The following is a 19,961-nucleotide window of genomic DNA, read 5'->3' as shown; positions in this document are numbered from 1 at the left end:
AAATTAGCAGTGAAACTAGCAAGCTATAAGTACAGCTGTCTTTAAAATGTGAGCAAGTACCACCCAGCTTAAATAAATTGATAAGATATGGCCAGAATGAAATTTAAAATCCTAACCATCACCCTGATGTTGCTTGCCAATTTTTGTGCAGCACAGCAAAATTGGTTCAACCTTTATACTGATACTGCAGCTGAAATACGCGATGCGAGAGCAATTACCTCCAAATTTATTGCTGATGTTGAAAAGATAAGTCCCTCAACCAAAATAAAGGTTTCAACCATTTTAAACACCACCCCCTATCTGATCTATTATGATGGCTCACAGGAAACAAAAACTGTGAATCTGCCTATTTGGGCACAGGTCATTGAACCTCAGAAACAGTTCTTCTATAAGTTGGGAGGCAGCGAGGATGAAGGAAAGCGGATCTTCGGACTGTTCTTCAACGGGTTTTATTTGTCCCACGAATTGGGACATGCTCTGCAGCACAAGGTTCAAGGAAAACTGCTCTCACCTTATCAAGATGAGTTTTTCGCCAACCGAATCGCCATGTTGTGGTGGCGCAAGCAGGGCAGGTCGAAAGAATTGGAGCAATGTTATCAATATGCCAAAAAGATGTACGCCCAATTGCCCAATCCTGTTCCCGCAGGACAAAGCGTAGAAGAATACTTTGTTAAAAACTATGAAGAAGCGGCCAAAGATCCTTTTGTTTATGGCTACATGCAGTTTGGACAGTTTATCAGTGTCTACGAAGATCAATCGCTGCCCCGTTTTAACGCATTTGTTAAACGGTTTTTGAAACAAAGAACTAAAAAGTAAGATGAAACATCTATTTTTCATATTGATAATCACCCTTTGCGCGCAACTTGCATTGGCCCAGGTGGCCAGACCTGTTGCCTTGCCTCAAAAGTTAGCACAAGAAAATCCGGAGCTTAACAAGTTTAAGCTTTTAAAGCCACAAGGCGAAGCTTGGTTTTACGAAGATGCCAACTACAAGGGGCAGAAGTATATTCTCAAACGTGGTTTATACACCCTTAAAAACCTCGGCATGAAAGCTAATGATTTCTTCTCCTCGGCAATTATCCCCCAGAATTTGAACGTACTGGTTTTTGAGGATGATAATTGTTTGGGAGATAATTATAGTTTACAGAACGATAACGTATATGAACTTCCAAGCCCGTCTACATTCAATTCCAACTTCGAAAAGGTGTTGATCAAGAGTGGAAAAACCACATTAAATCAAGAATTAAGCGGCTATAAAAACATCAATGATAAAATAAGCTCTATTCTTATTTGGTCCGATCAGGATGAAGTTATATTTTATTTCGACTGCAATTACAATGGCACCAAATTATCGGTAAAGCCGGCGAACACCCGTTTCGTCACCAATTTCTCGAGTGCCTATAACTATGCCGCAGGCTTTTGGGGATACAATAATTTGCACAAACAAAGCCTTGCAGATCAAATTAGCTCGCTTCAATTGAAGGGTGTGGTAGAAAGCGTAACCATTTACTCCAGTGCAGAGTTTAACCTTAAAGATGGAGGAAGAGCAAAAATCATTCGTACAGATACTCCCTGTCTAACCGATGTAAGTTTCACCACTGAAAACAGCCTAATCATAGGCAATTCCAACTGGAACGATAGAATATCTTCCTTCCGCATCAACCTGAAGCCCGGACCTGTTATCATCGAGAACTAATACACCACTTAAATTTAATATTATGAGAATACTTATCACTATCCTTTTCAGCCTATTTTTGTTAAAAAGCCAAGCACAGGACAAGGCTAAAAACATGGCTGAGGCTCGAGCCAAAATGCAGGCATTGATGTCAAAAATGCAACAAAACCCATCAAAAACGGAAGGAAAGATTACCTACACCGTTAACGGAAAAACCTATTCGGTAACCAATGGCATCAGTACCGTAATCATTAACGGGAAAATTGGCGATATTTCTGATAGCGCACATACCGTTAGCATCGGAGATGGAAATGTACACGCTTTTAAGGTGGGGCAAAGTTACGACTGTAAAGGCTTAACAGTAATGGTAGATGGTGTGCAATATGTCCGTAGAAGTAAGGATAATATCGCTACGATAACTTTTTATAATGGCAAATCAATGAAAGGAAGTTTTTCCGGCACGGTTTATAACGAGCAGAGCAAAAAAACATTGCCTGTTTCAGGAACCTTTGAACTTTCCAACATTACGAAGATCTAAAAACCACCACAACCGTTAAAGCCATATTGATCGTTACCTGTTGTTCAGTTTGCGGAATCTTAGTCCGAAATGTAGATCCCTACAATAATTTGATTGAATTTCAGTCTATGATAGATTCTTGCTAACCCAACTAAAAAGATCAAAATGGGTTGCCAAATAGGCCTCATTTTCTTTGCTATTTTTCGGATAAATTGTTTGTCGGGGTGGCAGGATTCGAACCTACGACCTCCACATCCCAAATGTGGCGCGATACCGGGCTACGCTACGGTGCCCCTGTTAGCGGGGGAAACCAATCGAACACCTCTTGCTTCTCCTGACGTCGACGCTGGCTTTTTTGTTTCATGCTCGCACTTCGAGCTCAAAGGCTTGGCGCTTCGCCAAACAAAAAAAGCCTCTCTGCTTTCGCAAAGAGGCTTTCGTTTGTCGGGGTGGCAGGATTCGAACCTACGACCTCCACATCCCAAATGTGGCGCGATACCGGGCTACGCTACACCCCGATCGGTATCTTTTTGCCCTTTCTTGTAAAGGGATTGCAAACATAAGAAAACGGCATCACAAATGAAAATAGAAATAAGCATTTTTTTAGCCTAAATCAACATCCGCACTGAACAACAAGCAGTTAATTTTTCATTGGCATCAAATTTTTCTTATTGATCAGGTTTTTAATCGTCATACCTGCTGTTGCTGATGCATAATTTGATGCTTTTTAGGAAGCAGTTTTCGCGCTAAACCAGTTTAAAACAAGCCTAAATACCGGCTTTGAGGCATTGTTGCATAACAAGAAAATCGAGTTTCTCTTTGATCTACTGCAATTCGATCCACACCGGCGCATGGTCGCTTGTTTTTTCCCATCCCCGCACCTGTTTATCTACACCTGCACTGCGCAATTTTGCTGTCAGGGCATCGCTGAGCAGGAAATGATCGATCCGAAGCCCCGCATCGCGACCGTAGGCATTTCTAAAATAATCCCAAAAAGTGTATATCTTTTCTTCTGGGTAAAGCTTTCTGATGGCATCTGTCCAGCCTTGTGCCAACAGTTCCTGGTAGGCTTCACGGGTTTCGGGTCTGAACAAGGCATCGTCTACCCAACGTTCGGGCTTGTACACATCAAAAGGCGTAGGAATAACATTGTAATCGCCCACCAACGCCACAGGCAAGCCCTGATTAAGCAACGATTGAGCATGCAGCTTCAGCTTCTCAAACCATTGCAGCTTGTAGTCGAATTTTGGCCCGGGAGCCGGATTGCCATTGGGCAGGTACAAACAGCCCACTACCATATCGTTTACAATTACTTCTAAATAGCGGCTATGTTCGTCAGCATCGTTATCGGGCAAGGCGCGCCTCACTTCCTTCATTTCGTGGCCACGGCTCAGGATGGCTACCCCATTCCAGCTTTTTTGGCCATGCCAGATGGCCTGATAACCAGCATTTTCGATGGCTTTGATTGGAAACTTGTCTTGCGGAGCTTTCAGCTCTTGCAGGCAAACTACATCGGGCTGGCTCTCGCCAAGCCAGCGGAGCAGCACCGGCAGATGCCCATTTACGCCGTTTACGTTGTAAGTTGCAATTTTCATGGGATATGGTTTTGGAAGTTTAACCTAATTTAAGCATGATCAAGGCAAAAATAAAATGTAGAGCCAACACCAGGTTCGCTTTGTACCTTGATTTCGCTGAGGTGAAGCTTCAAAATTTCGGAAACCAGGTATAAACCAATGCCAAAACCTGAAATATTGCTCGAATGAAGGGTATGTACACGGTAAAACCTTTCGAAAAGTTTTTGCTGGTCGGCTGGCGTAATCCCCATGCCCTCGTCGCTTACGCTTATTTTAACCTTTGCTGCTCCTGTTTCGCAACATACTTTGATGAGGCTTTCGGTGCCCGAATATTTGGCGGCATTGCCCAACAAATTGAGCATCACCTGCCCTATTTTATCGCGATCGGCACAAATAGAAGAATCCTTATCCATTTGCAGCACGATTTCATGCCCCGGGAACAGCATCTTTGCCTCAAGAATCAGTTCTTCCAACAATTCGCAAAGGCTAAATGTAGTTTTGTTCAACGGCATCCTCCCTTCTTCCAAGCGCGACAGGTTCAGAAAATCGTGGATCATATTGGTCATTTTTTTGATCTGCACATCTGCCTTCCCCAAAGCGCTGACCGTAAATTCGTCGGGATTTTTTTTGGCCCTGGCCTGCAAGAGCTGAACATAGGTTTTGATAGAAGTCAGCGGCGTTTTCAGTTCATGGCTTACAATGGCCATAAAATCGTTTTTCCGCTGGTCTTCCTGCTTTTTCTCGGTAATGTCTCTGGCAATTTTAGATACGCCAGTAATTTCGCCGGCCTTGTTTTTGATGGGCGAAATGGTTAAAGACACATCGATGATTTTACCGGTTTTAGTAACCCTTTTGGTTTCAAAATGCTTAACCCGTTCGCCTTGTTTAAGTTTAGAGATAATAAGGGGTTCTTCTTCCTTGCGATCAGGAGGAATAAGGTTTAAAATAGATTGGCCGATCATTTCTTCGGACGAATAGCCAAACATGCGTTGCGCCGACGGATTCCAGCTGGTAATGATGCCGGTTAGGGTTTTGCTGATGATGGCATCGTCTGTTGACTCGATGATGGCCGCCAGTACGGCTTCTTTTTCTTCTTGTTTCCTCAGTTCGGTAATGTCTCTGGCTATTTTAGATACGCCAGTAATTTCGCCGGCCTTGTTTTTAATGGGCGAAATGGTTAGGGAAACATCGAGGATTCGTTTGTCTTTGGTGATGCGCTTGGTTTCAAAATGATCCAAACGTCCTCCCGAGCCTAAAATCCTTAAGATTGTTGTTTCTTCGTGATGGCGATCGGCGGGGATGATCTTCAGGATGGGCTGGCCCAGCATTTCTGTTGCGGTGTAGCCAAATATCCTTTCGGCTGCCGGATTCCAGCTGGTTACGATACCATTTAGATCTTTACTTACGATGGCATCATCAGACGATTCGACAATTGCGGCAAGAATTGCGCTATGCTGACTTAAGTTCTGGTTAGATATCATCTGTTCACAATAGGATTGATTTGCAAAATATGCAATTGCATCAACATTTGGAAACAGGAAAAGTTGTGGCTATTCAAACTTTTTAGGCAACAACGACCAAAACCTATTGTTTACCAAGCATATGGGGTTTGGCTACCTGCATTCGGCCACATGCCCGTGCGAATGGGCATTAACGCCAGGCGACAAGAATGCTATTCCCAAATCTGCACTACGCAAGATCATCAGTGCCCCCAAAAACAGCATAAACCAAGGCATGTACCTATTTACGTTAAAACTGATGTACTTTCGCAAAAACAGCCTGCTCATTGAGATGATAAGCATAAGCGGACTTGTACCCAAGCCAAACAGCAACATAAAAAAGGCACCGTCTTTTGGAGTTCCGGTGTTCAGCGCTGTTGCCAATGCCAAATAAACCATGCCGCATGGAATCAATCCGTTGAGCATGCCTACAAAGAAACCCCAAAACGGCAAACCATAAAATTTACCCAACAAATTGCCTATAGGCTTGAGCATGCGCTGCTGCAGACTTGCCAAGCGACCAATGTATCGGCCGCTGAACTGCAACAAGGCAAAGGCTATCAGTATTGAACCTACAATCAGGCTCAGTGTTTCCTGACTGGTAAAAACTTTTAGGCTGTTGCCCACGGCACCAACCAACAGGCCTAACAAACCATACACCAGAATACGGCCCAACTGATAGGAAACCAGTTGAAAAGCCGTACCTAACCAACTTTTTTGTTGCAAAGGCATACTCAGCATAAGCGGACCGCACATTACGGCGCAATGCAAACTGCCTAACAACCCCAACAAAAAAGCCAAGGGCAAACTGCTCATAACATCAGGTCTTTTTTAAAGAAATAAGCCTTTTGGCGGTTTGTCCACCGCAGCTCTACAAACCACAAACCCTTGCGCAGCTTAGCCCTGTCGAGCAGGATAAGGTTGGCCTGACCAATGGTGGCCCCGGTTTGCCTGACATCATCCTTGGCTGCCGAAGCACATTTGAGCTTCAGGTCGTAAGCCACGCTGTCTGACAGCTGTATAATAACCTGGCTTGCAGTTATGCTGATTTTCGGTTCGGCCTTGTCGGCAAAAACATTGTTGATGGCTTTATAATCGACATCATAATTTATGCCTCTCTCGTAATAATCGTCTTCCATCAAAGCATCGTTGCCATGCACTTTAAACATGTATACCACCATGCTGATGATAAACAACATGAAAATGGCCATTCCTAAAACTATTTTTCTTCCCCAGTTCATTTTAAAGCGATTGATTGGTGGTTAATAACTGTTTAATTGCGTACCGAGCGTTAATCAAGGCTGCGAGAAGAACGTGGTGCTTGCCGTACTGACGACCTTTTGCTTGGCCACCACTTCAAAAACCACTGCCGATTTATAGGTTTCGATAGCCGAAGCCTTCTTAATCAGGAAAAAAGTAAGCGTTGCTGTTCCTTCCTTGGGCAACACCAAAGGTTTTTGGATAAACTGGATACTGTCTTTTGGATCTTTAGACCGCAGCACAAATGTTATGGGCTTATTGGTTTTATTGATCAATTCGGCATTGTACAAATTGCTTACCGTGCCGTCTTCCCTAAGCTGGTAAAGCGTGCCACTGGCTCTTAAAACCGTGGTTTCAACATCCTGCCTTTTGTAAATCAGGCTCGAAAACACCAGCATGATGACCGCCAGAACTACCATGTAACCATAAGCTTTGATACCCAAACGGTAAGGTTTTTGGTGCTGGATAAAATCCTGATGGTAAAAGCCGATAAGATTTAGGGGCTTGTTGATTTTGTGCATCACCTCGTTGCAGCTGTCGATGCAGGCCGTACAGTTAACGCATTCCAACTGGGTTCCGTTCCTGATGTCGATACCAGTTGGACAAACCTGCACGCAAAGTCCGCAATCGATACAATCGCCTCTGGCCGTGCTGGCTTGGCTACGTTGCAAATGCCCCCTCGGTTCGCCACGTTGTTGGTTATACGCCACTACCAGGCTCTGGTTGTCTAACAACACGCCCTGCAAGCGTCCGTACGGACAAATAACGGTACAAACCACTTCGCGTACATAAGCAAACACCCCATAAAAAACGAAGGTGAAGATCCAAATAGATGCAAAACCGCTCATGTGCTGCGCAACAGGCTCGGTCATGATCTTATACAGCACATCGGCACCAATCATGTAGGCCAAAAAAGTATTGGCGATGCCAAAAGAGAGCAAAAGAAAAATCAAATGCTTGCTTCCCTTTTTCAGGATTTTTTCGGTATCCCACGCTTGGGCATCAAGTTTTCGCTGCTGATTGGCATCGCCTTCTATCCAATATTCTATCCTCCTGAAAACCATCTCCATAAAAATGGTCTGCGGACAGGCCCAACCGCACCATAGCCTACCCAATATTACCGTAAAACAGACAATAAAGATGATAAACAGCAACATGGCCAAAGCAAACAGGTAAAAATCCTGCGGTGTAAACAGCAGTCCGAAAAAAACGAACTTTCGTTCCAAAAAATTGAGCAGCACCAGTTGTTCTCCGTTCAATTTTAAAAACGGAAAAGAGAACAAGCAAAGCAGCAAAACGTAACTTACCCATTTACGGTAGGTATACAGCCTGCCCGAAGGTTTTTTAGGGTAGATAAAGTTCCTACCGCCTTCCTTAACGATTTTATTTTTTTGGAGTGCTTTCATTTTTCAGCGTATCAGTTGCTGCTTTGGCTTCATATTTTTCGCCTTGCGGAGCTTTGGCATTAGCCGGATGGCTTCCCTGCAACGAAACAATGTAATTAGCTACTTCGGCAATGTTAACAGAACTCATGCTTTTCTCCCAACTCACCATGCCTTTAGCCGGCACGCCGTATTTAATGGTTTTAAAGATGTCGTTGATGCTGCCTCCATGCAGCCAAAACTCGTCGGTAAGGTTAGGCCCTACCAAGCCCTGGCCGTGCTCGCCGTGGCAGGCAATACAATTGGCCATAAATACGTTTTTGCCATTTGCAATCAAGGTTTTATCTATTTTCACCGTATTCTCATCAACCTTGTTTACCGATTGAGCCAAGAATTTACGCTTGTCTTCGGCCGCTTTGGCCATTTCGGTTTCGTACTCCTGGTCTTGCTTTTGCCCATACTCGCCAATATGGTAGTAATAAATATAGCCCGCCGCAAATATCATGGTTCCGTAAAACAGGATATTGAACCATTTGGGCACCGGATTGTTGAGTTCGTGGATGCCATCGTAAGCATGTGGGATAACAAGTTCCTGCTCTTGTTCAATAGGCTTTAAGCTTAACAGTTTTGACCAGATACCAGGCTTCGATTTTTTGGTTTTGAGCCATTCTTCGTAATCCAATGGTGGCTCTGGTACATATTTCTTGTAAGGTGTTGGATGCAGCTGTTCTTTGGCCATCACCTTAAAAGCTTTGAAAAGCACCACCGAAACCAACAACAAGACAAGGGCAAACACCAACAGGGTTAGTACCAAAATTTCGGTTACCGAAAGGCCAATGCCTGGCTCTGGAATGGTTACGGCCTTGGCTTCCTGCTGGGCGGCCAAAACTGCAGTGCCAATACCCGAAAATACTACTATAAGGCTAATCTTTTTCATGGGCAACATCGGTTTGAGGGTCTTCTATTGGCATCCTGCTCATCAGGTTGCTGTGGTTTTTATTAAGTTTAACAAGGTAAATGCCTACGACTATGAAAAATACCATGAACATGATCAATGAGCTGATCAGGTAAAATTCGCCTCCGGCCAGGTCTTTAATTTGATTGAACATCGGTTTATTGATTTGAAGGAATGGTGAACTTATTTGCTTTGATGTCTACGCCCAAACGTTGCAGGTAAGCAATGATAGCAATGATTTCGCGATCGCTTTTTACAGTAATGTTATTCTGCTTCAGGTCTTTTGCAATGGTGTTGGCCTGCTCGGCAAGTACCCCATTGGCATCTCTGTCGAAATCGGCACGATAGGGCACGCCCAGTTTTTGCATGGCCCTGATTTTGCTGGCCGTAGTGGTGGTATCGAGCTTTTGCTGGATGAGCCAAGGATAAGACGGCATAATGCTACCCGGCGACATCGACGTAGGGTCTAACAGGTGGTTGAAGTGCCAAGCGTTGGAATATTTGCCTCCTTCGCGGTGCAAATCGGGCCCGGTTCTCTTGCTTCCCCATAAAAACGGATGGTCGTACACAAATTCTCCAGCCTTGCTGTACTCGCCATAGCGCTCGGTTTCTGAACGGAACGGACGAACGGTTTGCGAGTGGCAGTTTACACAGCCTTCTCTGATGTAAAGATCGCGCCCTTGCAGCTCTAAAGGGGTATAAGGCTTAACGCTGGCAATGGTTGGCACGTTAGATTGGATGGTAAATGTTGGCATCATTTCTACCATACCGCCAATCAGAATTACAATGAGCGAGAAAACCATAAATTTCATCGGCTTGCGCTCCAATACGCGGTGCCATTTTTTATCAGCCGGATCGGTCTCTTCAATCGTTTTTGGCAAAGCCATGGCTTCGGCAGGTTCGTTGGCTACCAGTTTGGCTTTGAGCATGGTTTTGGCCAGGTTAACCGTCATTACAATGGCACCCAACAGGTAAAGCCCACCACCAATGGCCCTAAGTACGTGCATAGGAATAATCTGTAGCGTAGTGCTTAAAAAGTTGGAATATTTAAGCACGCCATCGGGTGTAAACTCTTTCCACATCAAGCCTTGGGTAAAACCTGCCCAGTACATCGGGATGGCATAAAAAAGGATGCCCAAAGTACCTATCCAAAAGTGGAAAGAGGCCATTTTTTGAGAGTATAGTGTTGTTTTGTAAAGTCGTGGTACCAACCAGTACAAAATACCAAAGGTTAGGAATCCGTTCCAGCCTAATGCGCCAACATGCACGTGGGCCACAATCCAGTCGGTAAAGTGGGCAATGCCGTTGATTTGTTTAAGCGAGAGCATCGGCCCCTCGAAAGTGGCCATACCATAAGCGGTTAGGGCCACCACCATAAATTTGAGGGTTACATCTTCCCTCACTTTGTCCCAGGCACCGCGCAGGGTAAGCAAGCCATTGATCATACCGCCCCAACTTGGTGCAATAAGCATGATGGAAAAGGCCACACCCAACGATTGAGCCCAACCCGGCAAAGAGGTATATAGCAAGTGATGCGGACCAGCCCAGATGTAGATAAAAATAAGCGACCAAAAGTGCAGGATACTTAGCTTATACGAGTAAACCGGTCTGTTGGCCATTTTAGGCAAGAAATAGTACATCATGCCCAAATAAGGCGTGGTTAAGAAAAATGCTACCGCATTGTGCCCATACCACCACTGTACCAAGGCATCTTGAACACCAGCATAGATATAATAGCTTTTAAGAAAAGAAATTGGCAACTCGAAAGAGTTTACAATATGCAATACAGCGATGGTAACAAAGGTGGCAATGTAGAACCAGATGGCTACATACAAATGGCGTTCGCGACGTTTAATAATGGTGCCAAACATATTGATGCCAAAAACCACCCAAATGAGGGTAATGGCAATATCGATGGGCCATTCGAGCTCGGCATACTCGTGCGAGGTGGTAAAACCCATTGGCAGGGTAAGCACCGCCGAAAGAATAATGAGTTGCCATCCCCAAAAATGGATTTTGCTCAACGTATCGCTAAACATACGTGCCTTGAGCAGCCTTTGCAGCGAGTAATATACCCCCATAAAAATGGCATTGCCCACAAAAGCAAAAATAACCGCATTGGTGTGCAAAGGCCTGATGCGGCCAAAGGTGGTGTATTGGCTGCCCATGTTCATGGAAGGCTTAAACAGCTGCATGGCTACCAACAGCCCTACCGTCATCCCGATAATGCCCCAAACAATGGTGGCTAAGCCAAAATTGCGGACAATCTTATTGTCGTAAGTAAATTTTTCTAATTGCATAAAAGAAGCTATTGATTTGTTGTGTTCAAAGGTATTTCGGCAAGCCGGTTGCCATGGTGATGGCAGTTACAGCTAAAAGTGATCTTAGTCAGTTTTTTCATCTTGTTTGGCCGGTTTGGGGTCTTCAGGCGCATCGGGTAGTTCATCGTCAAACAAAACCCTGATGCCAGGCGTATGCACATCGTTGTGCTGGCCATCTTTCAGGGCCCAGAAAAAGGCACCCAAAAACACCAGCGCCATCAGTACGCTGCAGCCAATCAAAAAATAGAGGATGTTCATTGCAATTGATTTTGATGTGCATAAAAACGGGTTGCCAACGTGGTAAATCCAATAATGGTAACGGTGCTCAATGGCATGAGCACCGCTGCAACCAAGGGATAGAGCGTGCCTTGTACGGCAAAATACAATCCAACGCAGTTATAGGCGATGGCTATGGCAAAGCTCGTCTTGATGATTTTAAGACCAGCTTTGCTCAATTGGTGAAAATGAGGCAAATAGGCAAGCGAAGAGCCTTTGAGAATGGCATCGCAGCCTGGCGTAAAGTTGTTGATGTTATCGGTAAGGGCGATACCAAAATCGCTTTGTTTGAGGGCGCCGGCATCGTTTAGCCCATCGCCCAGCATCATAACGGTGGCATGTTGCTGCAGTGTTTGGATCGCTTCGAGCTTATCGTGCGGACTTTGCTGAAACCTGATGTCGGCATTGGCCGGAAAAATCTGTTTCAGGTACGCTTCTTCCGTATTGGTATCGCCAGAAAGCACTTTGAGCTGAAAGTTTTTTTGCAGCTTCCAAATGAGTTCTGGCAAATGGGCACGCCATTTTTGTTCGACGCTAAAACAGCCTTTGTAGCTGTTGTTGATGACCAAATGTACCCCGCTGCCAACACCAACCTTTACATCGAAAGGCAATATGGCCTGACTGCCTGCATATACCATCTGCTCGTTTACCCAGCCTTTAATGCCTTTACCGGGGATTTCCTTGTATTTGGTAATGGGATAAAACTTGTTAAAATCGAGGTATTTTAAGATCCTGCGACTTAAGGGGTGAGCCGAATGGCGGAGCAAAGACACCACCATCTTTTTTTCTTCTTCGGTTAAAAGCCCGGTAAAACAAACATCGGCCTGCTCAGTACTGGTTAGCGTACCCGTTTTATCGAAAACAATGGTATCGCAGTGGGCCAAACGCTCAACAGCATCGGTATTTTTAACATAGAAGCCCTTTTTATCGAATACCGAAAGTATGGCCGATAAGGTAAAGGGCGTGCTTAAAGCCAGCACACAGGGGCAGGCCACAATAATAACAGCCGTAAAGGCATTCCAGGCTTTGGTGCTATTGCCTTGGGCAAACCAATAGGCCAAGGTGCCAAAGGCCAAGACAAATACGGCTAGGCTAAAATACTTGGCTACGCTGTCGTTAAAGCCTTGGCTATTGTTGCCTTTGGTGTATTCTTTGTTCCATAGGCTGGTCAGATAGCTCTGCGAAACAGGTTTTACCACCTCTACTTCTATAGCCTCGCCCAGCTGTTTGCCACCGGCATAGGTTATTTCGCCCAAAACCTTTTGCTGGGGCTCTGTTTCGCCGGTTACAAAACTCATGTCGAGCCAGGCCTCTCCTTTCATCAGTATCGAATCGGCTGGTATAAGCTCTCCATTCCTGATCCACAGCCTGTCTCCCACTTTGAGTTCGGCAATAGCCGTGGCATGTTCCTTGCCATTTTGCAAGGTAGTAACAGCTATGGGAAAATAAGAACGGTAATCCCGGTCGAAAGAAATATGGTAATATGTGCGTTGCTTTACCCATTTGCCCAGCAGCAGCAGAAAAACCAATCCTGTTAGCGTATCGGCAAAACCCGGACCGTTCATCAACATGGTTGATATGGCCGTCCTGAGCAAAAGCACAGCAATAATAAGCGCCAAAGGCGCATCCAGGTTTATATGGCCGTGTTTAAGGCTGGTTAGGGCCGAGGTGAAATAATCGCGGGCACAGTAAAACGTTACCGGCAAACAAAAAAGCAGGTTTAACCAGGCAAACAGCTGCTGAAACTCTTTTTCGGTGATCGACAAGCCAAAATACTCCGGAAAGCTGAACAGCATTACATTGCCCATGCAAAACCCAGCCAAGGCAATTTTTAAAATAAGGCTCTTATCTGTTGCCTTGTGCTTCTCTTTTACCACATCCTGCAGGCTCAACAAAGGCTCGTAACCGATATTAGTCAGGATTTCTACTGCTTTTCGCAAAGAAATCTCCTGATTTTTGAAGCTAATGCTGACTTCTTTCTTTATAAAATCGATTTGCGAGCGATAAATGGCAGTGTTTATCTTATACAAATGTTCTAACAGCCACACACACGAACTGCAGTGAATGGCAGGAATATAAAAAGTAACAATCGTATTTTCCTTGTCCTTATAGTCGATCAGTTGATCTACAATTTTCGGCTCGTCGAGGTACTCAAAATGCGAATGCCCTTCTGAACGGCTACCCGGTGCATGGTTGTATGCATAATAATTGCACAAGTTGTTCTGCGACAGCAATTGGTACACGCTTTTGCAGCCGGTACAGCAAAAGTGCTTATCGTCGAAAAGGAGATCGGTACCATGGATTACGTCGCCACAATGGTAACAGCTTAGGCTTTGTAGTATTTCCTGATTTTTCATGGTGGTTAAACTGCACTGCTAAAAAGAGTGGTTGCTGGTTGTTTTTGCCAAAGCCTTTCGTCAAAAGCCATACACACATTCCTGATGAACGATTTTCCTTCGGTGGCCAGCCTAATCTCATTGCCTGTGATGGCTACCAGCCGGTCGTCTATCAAAGGCTCAAGCCTTTGCAGCAACATGGCAGGCACTTCGCCGTCAAAACGGGTGGCGTTTTTGCACATCAGGTTCAGAATGTGTTGCCTAATGTAAAGATCGCGTTCGTTCAAGATGTGGCCTTTTTCTATCGGAAAACAGCCATTCTCCAATTGTTGCAGGTAACCTTCTACGGTTTTTGCATTTTGGGCAAAGGCACCTTGGCAATCGCTGATAGACGAGACGCCAAGTCCGATTAAAATTGGTGTATACTGATGGGTATAGCCCATAAAATTACGATGCAACTGATGGTTTTGGCTCGCCTGATACAGCTGGTCGCTTTTTAAGGCAAAATGATCCATCCCAATCTCTTCGTAGCCAGCCTCCAGCAACAGGTTTCGGCCAGTGCGGTAAAGCCTGAATTTTTCCTCGCCTACTGGAATATCTTTTTCGGTAAAATGGCGCTGGCCCGGTTTGAGCCAAGGCACATGGGCATAGCTGTAAAAGGCAATACGGTCGGGGCGCATGGCAATAACTTCGGTTATAGTTTGTATGAGCCCCTCAAGTGTCTGACCAGGCAAACCGTAAATCAGATCGAAATTGATGGATTGGTAACCGATAGCCCTGGCATCGTGCACGATCTTGATTACCTGTTGGGTAGTTTGAAAACGGTTGATCATAAGCTGCACCTTGGGATCAAAATCCTGAATGCCCAAACTCAAGCGCCTAAACCCCAACCTGTGCAAAGTATCTAAATGATCGGGTGTGGTATTGTCTGGATGCCCTTCAAATGAACATTCTGTCATTTCCCCGGCTTTACCCGCGATGGCATCAATCAGTCTTTCCAAATTTGCCGGACTAAAAAAAGTTGGGGTACCGCCACCCAAGTGAATTTCTTTGATTTTCGGACGCTCGCCCAGAACCGCACAATACATCTCCCATTCTTTAATCAAAGCAGCAATGTAAGGCAATTCTACGCCATGGTTTTTGGTAATGCGGGTATTGCAGCCACAATAGGTACATAAATGCTCACAAAACGGCAAATGGATGTAGAGGCTAATGCCCTCCTCTTGGTTGTTGGCGTACGATTTGAGCAACTGGTCGAACCATTGCTGCTGGCTAAACGTTTCGTTTTCCCAATAAGGCACCGTAGGATAACTCGTGTACCTTGGTGCCGCCACATTGTATTTTCTGAGCAATGATACCGTATCCATTAGCGTTGGTCTATTGGTTTGATCCGGCAACTATTTTGGCAACAACAGGCATCGCCTACACATTTTCCCTGCGCCCAATTATCGAGGTTTTTAACCACTTGGTACATGGTCTTCATTTCGCCTCCGTTTTCGAAAGGCACATTGGCCAGCTTGAGGCCCGCATGGGCAACGGCCGATAAGTCAATGTGATCTATCCCAAAAGAAGCAGCGGCGATGTATTTGATGCCTAAGGCCTGCAAACCTTTAACCAGCTCGGCATCAAGCGCATCTTCGTTAAAAACAATCAGTGCTTCCTTGCCCTGCGCAAAAGCCAGGGTATCGAGGGTTAAGCTGTTGCTGATAATCGTGATATCGTGCTTTTTATGGTTGGCCAAAATAAGCCATTCTTTTTCTTGGGGTTTGATATGGTACGCTATTGCTTTCATCTGCATATTTTGATATATACAAAACTAAAGCATGGGCAATGGCCAGCTGATGAGCGCGGTTAGGCAAAAAAATGATATTCGTCAGAAAAGGGCGAAAGGCCAAAGTGGAAAGCAGAAAGTGAAAAGCCTATTCACTATGGACCATAGGCTATAGACTATAAACCAACCTACTGCTTAATATTTTTCAATTTCTCGATAGAAACGATATGGATGGCATTGCCGTTTTTTTCGATGAGTTTTTCGTCTTTAAAATCGGCGAGCATCCGGCTTACGGTTTCGCTGGCTGTACCCACCAAGGCGGCCAGATCGTCTCTCGAAATGCGCAGCGTACATTCGTCCGATTGTTTGTCGCCAAATTTGTGGGCCACATCAACCAAAGCTTCGGCCACCCGTTTGCGTACCGAAAAATAGGCAAGCCTGAGCAGTTGTTCATCTTTATGTTGTGCGTTGTTTGACAGCATGCTCATAAAAGCACCCGAAACTTCCTGATGGTTTTGCAGGTAGTCCATAAAATCGGCCTTGGCAATAAGCAACAGCTCTACATCGGCAAGCGTTGCCGCATTATCGGTATAAGAGGTGCCATTGCACAGACTTTCGTAACCAAAAAAATCGCCGGCATGAAATAGGGTTGAAGAAAGTTCGCGGCCGTCTTTTGCACGTTTATAGGTTTTAACCTGCCCTTTAACCACATAATAAAGATACGAGGGATGGTCGTGCTCTACATAAATAATCTGCTTTTGGCCAAAAGAACGGGTTTTGCCCTTGGCCTTCAGTTCGGCAAACAGCGTTTCCTTATCGCCAGCCAGCGCTTTGAAACCTACGGGTTTATGGCGCTTTTTAAGCCTGCTTTCTATGGCATTAAAAAGTTCTACATCGTCGAAAGGCTTGGTCAGGTAATCGTCTGCGCCCATTTCCATGCCTTTGCGCATATCGCTACGCTCGGCCTTGGCAGTCATAAAAATAAAGGGGATACTAGCCGTTTGCGGATTTTTCTGCAACAAATAAAGTACCCCATAGCCATCCAGTTCGGGCATCATAATATCGCACAAAATAATATCGGGCGTATGCTTAATGGCCAAATCCACCCCAATTCTTCCGTTTTTGGCGGTAAAAGTAACATAACCGGCCAAATCGAGTATTTCTGCCGTGCTTTCTCTAATATCGTCGCTGTCTTCTATAATCAGGGCTTTTTTCATGTGCTGTTAAAATCTAAAATGTAACCTAAACGTAGTGCGTACCTTTTCTTCGCCGATGTAGCTTACGGTTCCGTCCATCAATCCAACGTATCGCCTCACAATATTAAGGCCCAAGCCGGTTCCCGGAATGTCGCCGGTGTTATGCGCCCTAAAAAAGGGTTCGAACAAATTGTTGCGATCGGCCAAGGGAATGCCTATTCCATTGTCGGTAATATCAATGGTCAGTTCGTTTTCCCTGATGGTGCTGTTAAACTGGATCATGGTATCTTCACCAGAATACTTAATGGCATTGGAAATGAGGTTGATGATACAGTTTTTAAGCAAATGCTGGTCGAGGTAAACCTGAGCGGTAACGCCTTTGTGCTCGTACACAATCAGCTGGTTCTGCTTGCTAATGAGCTGCATCTCTTCGGCAATTTCTTCGGCAAACGAAATGATATCAAACCAGTTGGCATTGGGCTGTACCTTTCCAGCCTCCAGTTTTTCCAACGACAGGAAATCGTTGAGGATGGTGGTAAGGTTATTGATCGAGTTCCTGATCTTGTTGGTGTGCTTTTCTACATTGGCCACATCCTGTTTCAAGGTATATTTATCAATGAGCGAAGCCGAAAGCTGAATAGCGCTCAACGGTGTCCTAAATTCGTGCGAGGCCATGGAAACGAACCTTGTTTTGAGCTGGTTCAGTTCCTTTTCCTTTTCAAACATTTCGCTCACAACCTCTTTGGCCGTTTCGAGCTCGTTGATCAGTTTAATGAGGTCTTGCGTACGCTCCTTTATCTTTACCTCCAGTTCTTCGGTATAGCTTTTGATTTTTTTTTCGTCTTCTTTCTCCCTACTCAAATCGTGGATAAAGCCGGTAAATATCTTCCTGTCGCTAAATTTCACTTCGCTTACGCCCAACCTGAACGGAAAAGTGCTGCCGTCTTTACGCTGGCCTGTTACTTCCCTCCCGATGCCAATAATTTTTTTATGCCCCGTGTGGTTGTAATTGTAAATATAGCTGTCGTGCCTGGCCCTATCTGGCTGAGGCATGAGCATGGCTACGTTGTTACCAACCGTTTCTTCGCGCGAATAGCCGAACAACTGCAGGGCGGCAGGATTGATATGTTCTATCAAGCCCTTATCGTCAATGGTAATGATACCGTCGATGGCATTTTCGATAATCGCGTTTAACAGTTGTGCTCTTTCCATTGCTTATCTTGTATCCAAATATAACGAGTTTTCGTACTATTTGATTTCAATGGATTCAATAATAGTGTCCGACAGTGCATTTTCGGCGCTCAACAGCTCCTGTTCAATCTTTTCTTTTACAAATAAGGCCTGGCTAGCGAGCTGATTAAACAGATATTTATAGTAATCGATACCTGAAAGCAACTGGTTTTTGAAACGTTGCAACTGATTTTGCTTTTTCTCGTTAAATTCTTTCAGTTGCGTTTGCAATTCGGCCTGCAGGTAGTCAATGTACAGGTTCAGCTCCTTGATAAAGAAGTGTGGCCTTTTTACGCTGGCCAACAAGTCGGTTTTGCCGTAAATATGGCCTACCATGGCCTCCAAAGAATAGATTTTTGAAAAATAGGCCAAATTAGGTCCCGGACAAATGGCTACTGCTTTGTTTTCTTTGGGCTTAAGCATCTTGTTTTTAAGGTAAACCGAGCTGGTCAAGCCTTCGCATAGACAGGCCTTTTCCGTAATCTGTCCAAAGCGCTCGTCGTACTCTTTTGCCGGAAGATCCAAAGCCCTGAGTTCGTTGATTTTGAGGTACTGGTATTCCCTTGATGCCGTACAAATGGGGTTTGTAGTAAATTCGGTATTGCTGCACAGGTATTTTTTGGTGCAGGGGCTGCCTGGCCTGCCTTTTTTAATGCGCATTAAGCGCTGCGCATCGATGCTGCTTTGCCTAAAATTATTGAATGGCACACCCAAGGGTGAAGAGCCGCTGAGGTAGAAATCACTTTCTGTCGAATCGGCTAGCTGCTGCAAGGTCTCCTCATCAACATTGGTTACCTCGGGCACCAATAAAAATGGGCTTCCCCAACCTGTAGCGTCAAGCTGATAATGCTTCAATAAAAATTCGTTTTCCTTGGCGGTGCCGATGCCACCTTGTACGCTGAGCTTTTGTACCGGCATACAAATATTGCTCATGCCTTTTTCTTGCAAGGCCTGTACATAAAGCTGATACAGTTCTTCGAGCATCATCTGCCTTTTCTGCTTAAATTCTTCCAAAATCGGTCCCAAAAGAAAACCTTCGGTAGCAAAGGCATGCCCCCCACAATTCAATCCAGATTCTATCCTGAATTCTGAAACCCACAAACCCTTTTTGGCCAGGAACTTGGCCTGAATAAAGGCCGACCTGAAATCGCTTACCTTCAAAATCAGCTTCTTGTTGAGTTGTCCGTTCTTGTCTGGAAAGAAATCGGCAAATTTTTCGATATAGCTGTACAAACGAGGGTTCATGCCCGCCGAGAGGATAACCGAAGAGCTGAGGTTGCTTTCGGCAAAACCGCGCAGGGCAGCCAAGGCGTCGGTATTTTCATCGCCGGTATATTCGTCGTTCTGGTTAAAATTGGCTTTATCTACCTTGGCCATGATGTTAACGTCGATAGCACCCAGCTGCAGCTGTTTTTTAAGCAGGTTTTTGAAAATTGTTTTGCGCTCGCCTTCTGGATAATCCATCAAAAGCTCATAACCTTGTTTCAGTTGCGATTCTTCCGGCAGCAGCTCAAAATACCTGCAAATATCGGTTCCAGGCTCGAATTCCTGTTGCTTGAGTTCTTCAAACTGCTTATTTACCTCCTCGTTCATCATATTGAGGTAGGCCGTAATCCTTTGCGAACGGCTGTTGGGCGCTTCTTTTTTGATGGCTAGGTAAGGTTTTCCTTGTTTTTCGGCATAATAGGCGCGCATCCTTTCAATCAGTTCGTCGTCTACAATAGAAACAACAGATGAAATACCATATTTGGCAACTTTTAAGGGCGTATCTATCGAATAGCCTAAACCTAAAACGGGGATGTGGAATTTGTGGATCATGTGAATCTGGTCATGCTTGTTGATCCAAAATTAGCGCAAAGCCTGAGGACCGAAGACCATATTTATCACCAAAAAAAATGATTAATATCACTTTTTTAAAGGAGGCAACAAGCCAAAGCCCAACTAACGACAGCAAATGCCATAGATTACA

At 44.9% G+C, this 19,961-nt stretch carries 18 protein-coding genes and 1 tRNA gene; 3 read left to right on the top strand and 16 right to left on the bottom strand.

The window, feature by feature from the left end:
* Window positions 1-96: 96 nt before the first annotated feature.
* Genes AC6H1S_RS07435 through AC6H1S_RS07425 form a run of 3 tightly spaced genes read left to right on the top strand, consistent with a single transcriptional unit; the run spans window position 97 to window position 2,213 of the window.
* Window positions 97-816: a hypothetical protein gene (locus tag AC6H1S_RS07435; RefSeq protein ID WP_497565714.1), complete on the top strand. Its 720-nt coding sequence runs from the start codon at window positions 97-99 to the stop codon at window positions 814-816.
* 1 nt (window position 817) lies between these two features.
* A complete protein-coding gene (locus AC6H1S_RS07430; protein ID WP_497565713.1) occupies window positions 818-1,696 on the top strand; it encodes a hypothetical protein in 879 nt (292 codons plus the stop codon).
* A gap of 22 nt (window positions 1,697-1,718) precedes the next feature.
* Window positions 1,719-2,213 carry a hypothetical protein gene (locus tag AC6H1S_RS07425; protein ID WP_497565712.1) on the top strand — a complete coding sequence of 165 codons (495 nt, stop codon included), beginning with the start codon at window positions 1,719-1,721 and terminating at the stop codon, window positions 2,211-2,213.
* A 423-nt stretch (window positions 2,214-2,636) separates the two neighbouring features.
* Here AC6H1S_RS07425 and AC6H1S_RS07420 read toward each other — a convergent pair.
* The 16 genes from AC6H1S_RS07420 to AC6H1S_RS07345 all read right to left on the bottom strand — a co-directional run bounded on the left by AC6H1S_RS07420 (window position 2,637) and on the right by AC6H1S_RS07345 (window position 19,810).
* Window positions 2,637-2,710 (bottom strand) — tRNA-Pro (locus AC6H1S_RS07420).
* Window positions 2,711-3,016: 306 nt separating this feature from the next.
* Window positions 3,017-3,787 carry an exodeoxyribonuclease III gene (gene xth, locus AC6H1S_RS07415; protein WP_199140457.1) on the bottom strand — a complete coding sequence of 257 codons (771 nt, stop codon included), beginning with the start codon at window positions 3,785-3,787 and terminating at the stop codon, window positions 3,017-3,019.
* Window positions 3,788-3,816: 29 nt separating this feature from the next.
* Window positions 3,817-5,247 carry a PAS domain S-box protein gene (locus AC6H1S_RS07410; protein WP_497565711.1) on the bottom strand — a complete coding sequence of 477 codons (1,431 nt, stop codon included), beginning with the start codon at window positions 5,245-5,247 and terminating at the stop codon, window positions 3,817-3,819.
* A gap of 132 nt (window positions 5,248-5,379) precedes the next feature.
* Window positions 5,380-6,081 carry a sulfite exporter TauE/SafE family protein gene (locus AC6H1S_RS07405; protein WP_199140453.1) on the bottom strand — a complete coding sequence of 234 codons (702 nt, stop codon included), beginning with the start codon at window positions 6,079-6,081 and terminating at the stop codon, window positions 5,380-5,382.
* On the bottom strand, window positions 6,078-6,506 hold the full coding sequence (locus AC6H1S_RS07400; RefSeq protein WP_497565710.1) for a FixH family protein: 429 nt from the start codon (window positions 6,504-6,506) through the stop codon (window positions 6,078-6,080). The genes AC6H1S_RS07405 and AC6H1S_RS07400 overlap by 4 nt, the downstream gene beginning before the upstream one ends.
* 54 nt (window positions 6,507-6,560) lie before the next feature.
* Window positions 6,561-7,931 carry a cytochrome c oxidase accessory protein CcoG gene (gene ccoG, locus AC6H1S_RS07395; protein ID WP_497565709.1) on the bottom strand — a complete coding sequence of 457 codons (1,371 nt, stop codon included), beginning with the start codon at window positions 7,929-7,931 and terminating at the stop codon, window positions 6,561-6,563.
* Window positions 7,909-8,844, bottom strand: coding sequence for a cbb3-type cytochrome c oxidase N-terminal domain-containing protein (locus tag AC6H1S_RS07390; RefSeq protein WP_497565708.1), 936 nt, complete (start codon window positions 8,842-8,844; stop codon window positions 7,909-7,911). The genes ccoG and AC6H1S_RS07390 overlap by 23 nt, the downstream gene beginning before the upstream one ends.
* Window positions 8,831-9,016 (bottom strand): hypothetical protein, encoded by a 186-nt coding sequence (locus AC6H1S_RS07385; protein WP_199140447.1) that lies wholly within the window; start codon window positions 9,014-9,016, stop codon window positions 8,831-8,833. Before AC6H1S_RS07385 ends, AC6H1S_RS07390 begins: the two co-directional genes overlap by 14 nt.
* A 4-nt stretch (window positions 9,017-9,020) precedes the next feature.
* A complete protein-coding gene (ccoN, locus tag AC6H1S_RS07380) occupies window positions 9,021-11,162 on the bottom strand; it encodes a cytochrome-c oxidase, cbb3-type subunit I (RefSeq protein ID WP_199140445.1) in 2,142 nt (713 codons plus the stop codon).
* An 84-nt stretch (window positions 11,163-11,246) separates the two neighbouring features.
* The gene (ccoS, locus tag AC6H1S_RS07375; RefSeq protein ID WP_199140443.1) at window positions 11,247-11,441 is read right to left on the bottom strand and encodes a cbb3-type cytochrome oxidase assembly protein CcoS; all 195 of its coding nucleotides are present in this window, start codon (window positions 11,439-11,441) and stop codon (window positions 11,247-11,249) included.
* Window positions 11,438-13,816 carry a heavy metal translocating P-type ATPase gene (locus tag AC6H1S_RS07370; protein WP_497565707.1) on the bottom strand — a complete coding sequence of 793 codons (2,379 nt, stop codon included), beginning with the start codon at window positions 13,814-13,816 and terminating at the stop codon, window positions 11,438-11,440. Before AC6H1S_RS07370 ends, ccoS begins: the two co-directional genes overlap by 4 nt.
* 5 nt (window positions 13,817-13,821) lie before the next feature.
* The gene (gene hemN, locus AC6H1S_RS07365) at window positions 13,822-15,162 is read right to left on the bottom strand and encodes an oxygen-independent coproporphyrinogen III oxidase (RefSeq protein ID WP_497565706.1); all 1,341 of its coding nucleotides are present in this window, start codon (window positions 15,160-15,162) and stop codon (window positions 13,822-13,824) included.
* Complete coding sequence (locus AC6H1S_RS07360; RefSeq protein ID WP_199140437.1) at window positions 15,162-15,587, bottom strand: Rossmann-fold NAD(P)-binding domain-containing protein; 426 nt, start codon at window positions 15,585-15,587, stop codon at window positions 15,162-15,164. Before AC6H1S_RS07360 ends, hemN begins: the two co-directional genes overlap by 1 nt.
* A 167-nt stretch (window positions 15,588-15,754) precedes the next feature.
* A complete protein-coding gene (locus AC6H1S_RS07355) occupies window positions 15,755-16,783 on the bottom strand; it encodes a response regulator (protein WP_199140435.1) in 1,029 nt (342 codons plus the stop codon).
* 6 nt (window positions 16,784-16,789) lie between these two features.
* Window positions 16,790-17,974, bottom strand: a complete 1,185-nt coding sequence (locus AC6H1S_RS07350; protein WP_497565705.1) for a PAS domain-containing sensor histidine kinase — start codon at window positions 17,972-17,974, stop codon at window positions 16,790-16,792.
* A gap of 36 nt (window positions 17,975-18,010) precedes the next feature.
* Complete coding sequence (locus tag AC6H1S_RS07345; RefSeq protein ID WP_497565704.1) at window positions 18,011-19,810, bottom strand: hypothetical protein; 1,800 nt, start codon at window positions 19,808-19,810, stop codon at window positions 18,011-18,013.
* Window positions 19,811-19,961: the final 151 nt, after the last annotated feature.

The organism is Pedobacter sp. TM02 (genome assembly GCF_059705275.1).
This window is presented reverse-complemented; position numbering and strand designations above follow the sequence as displayed.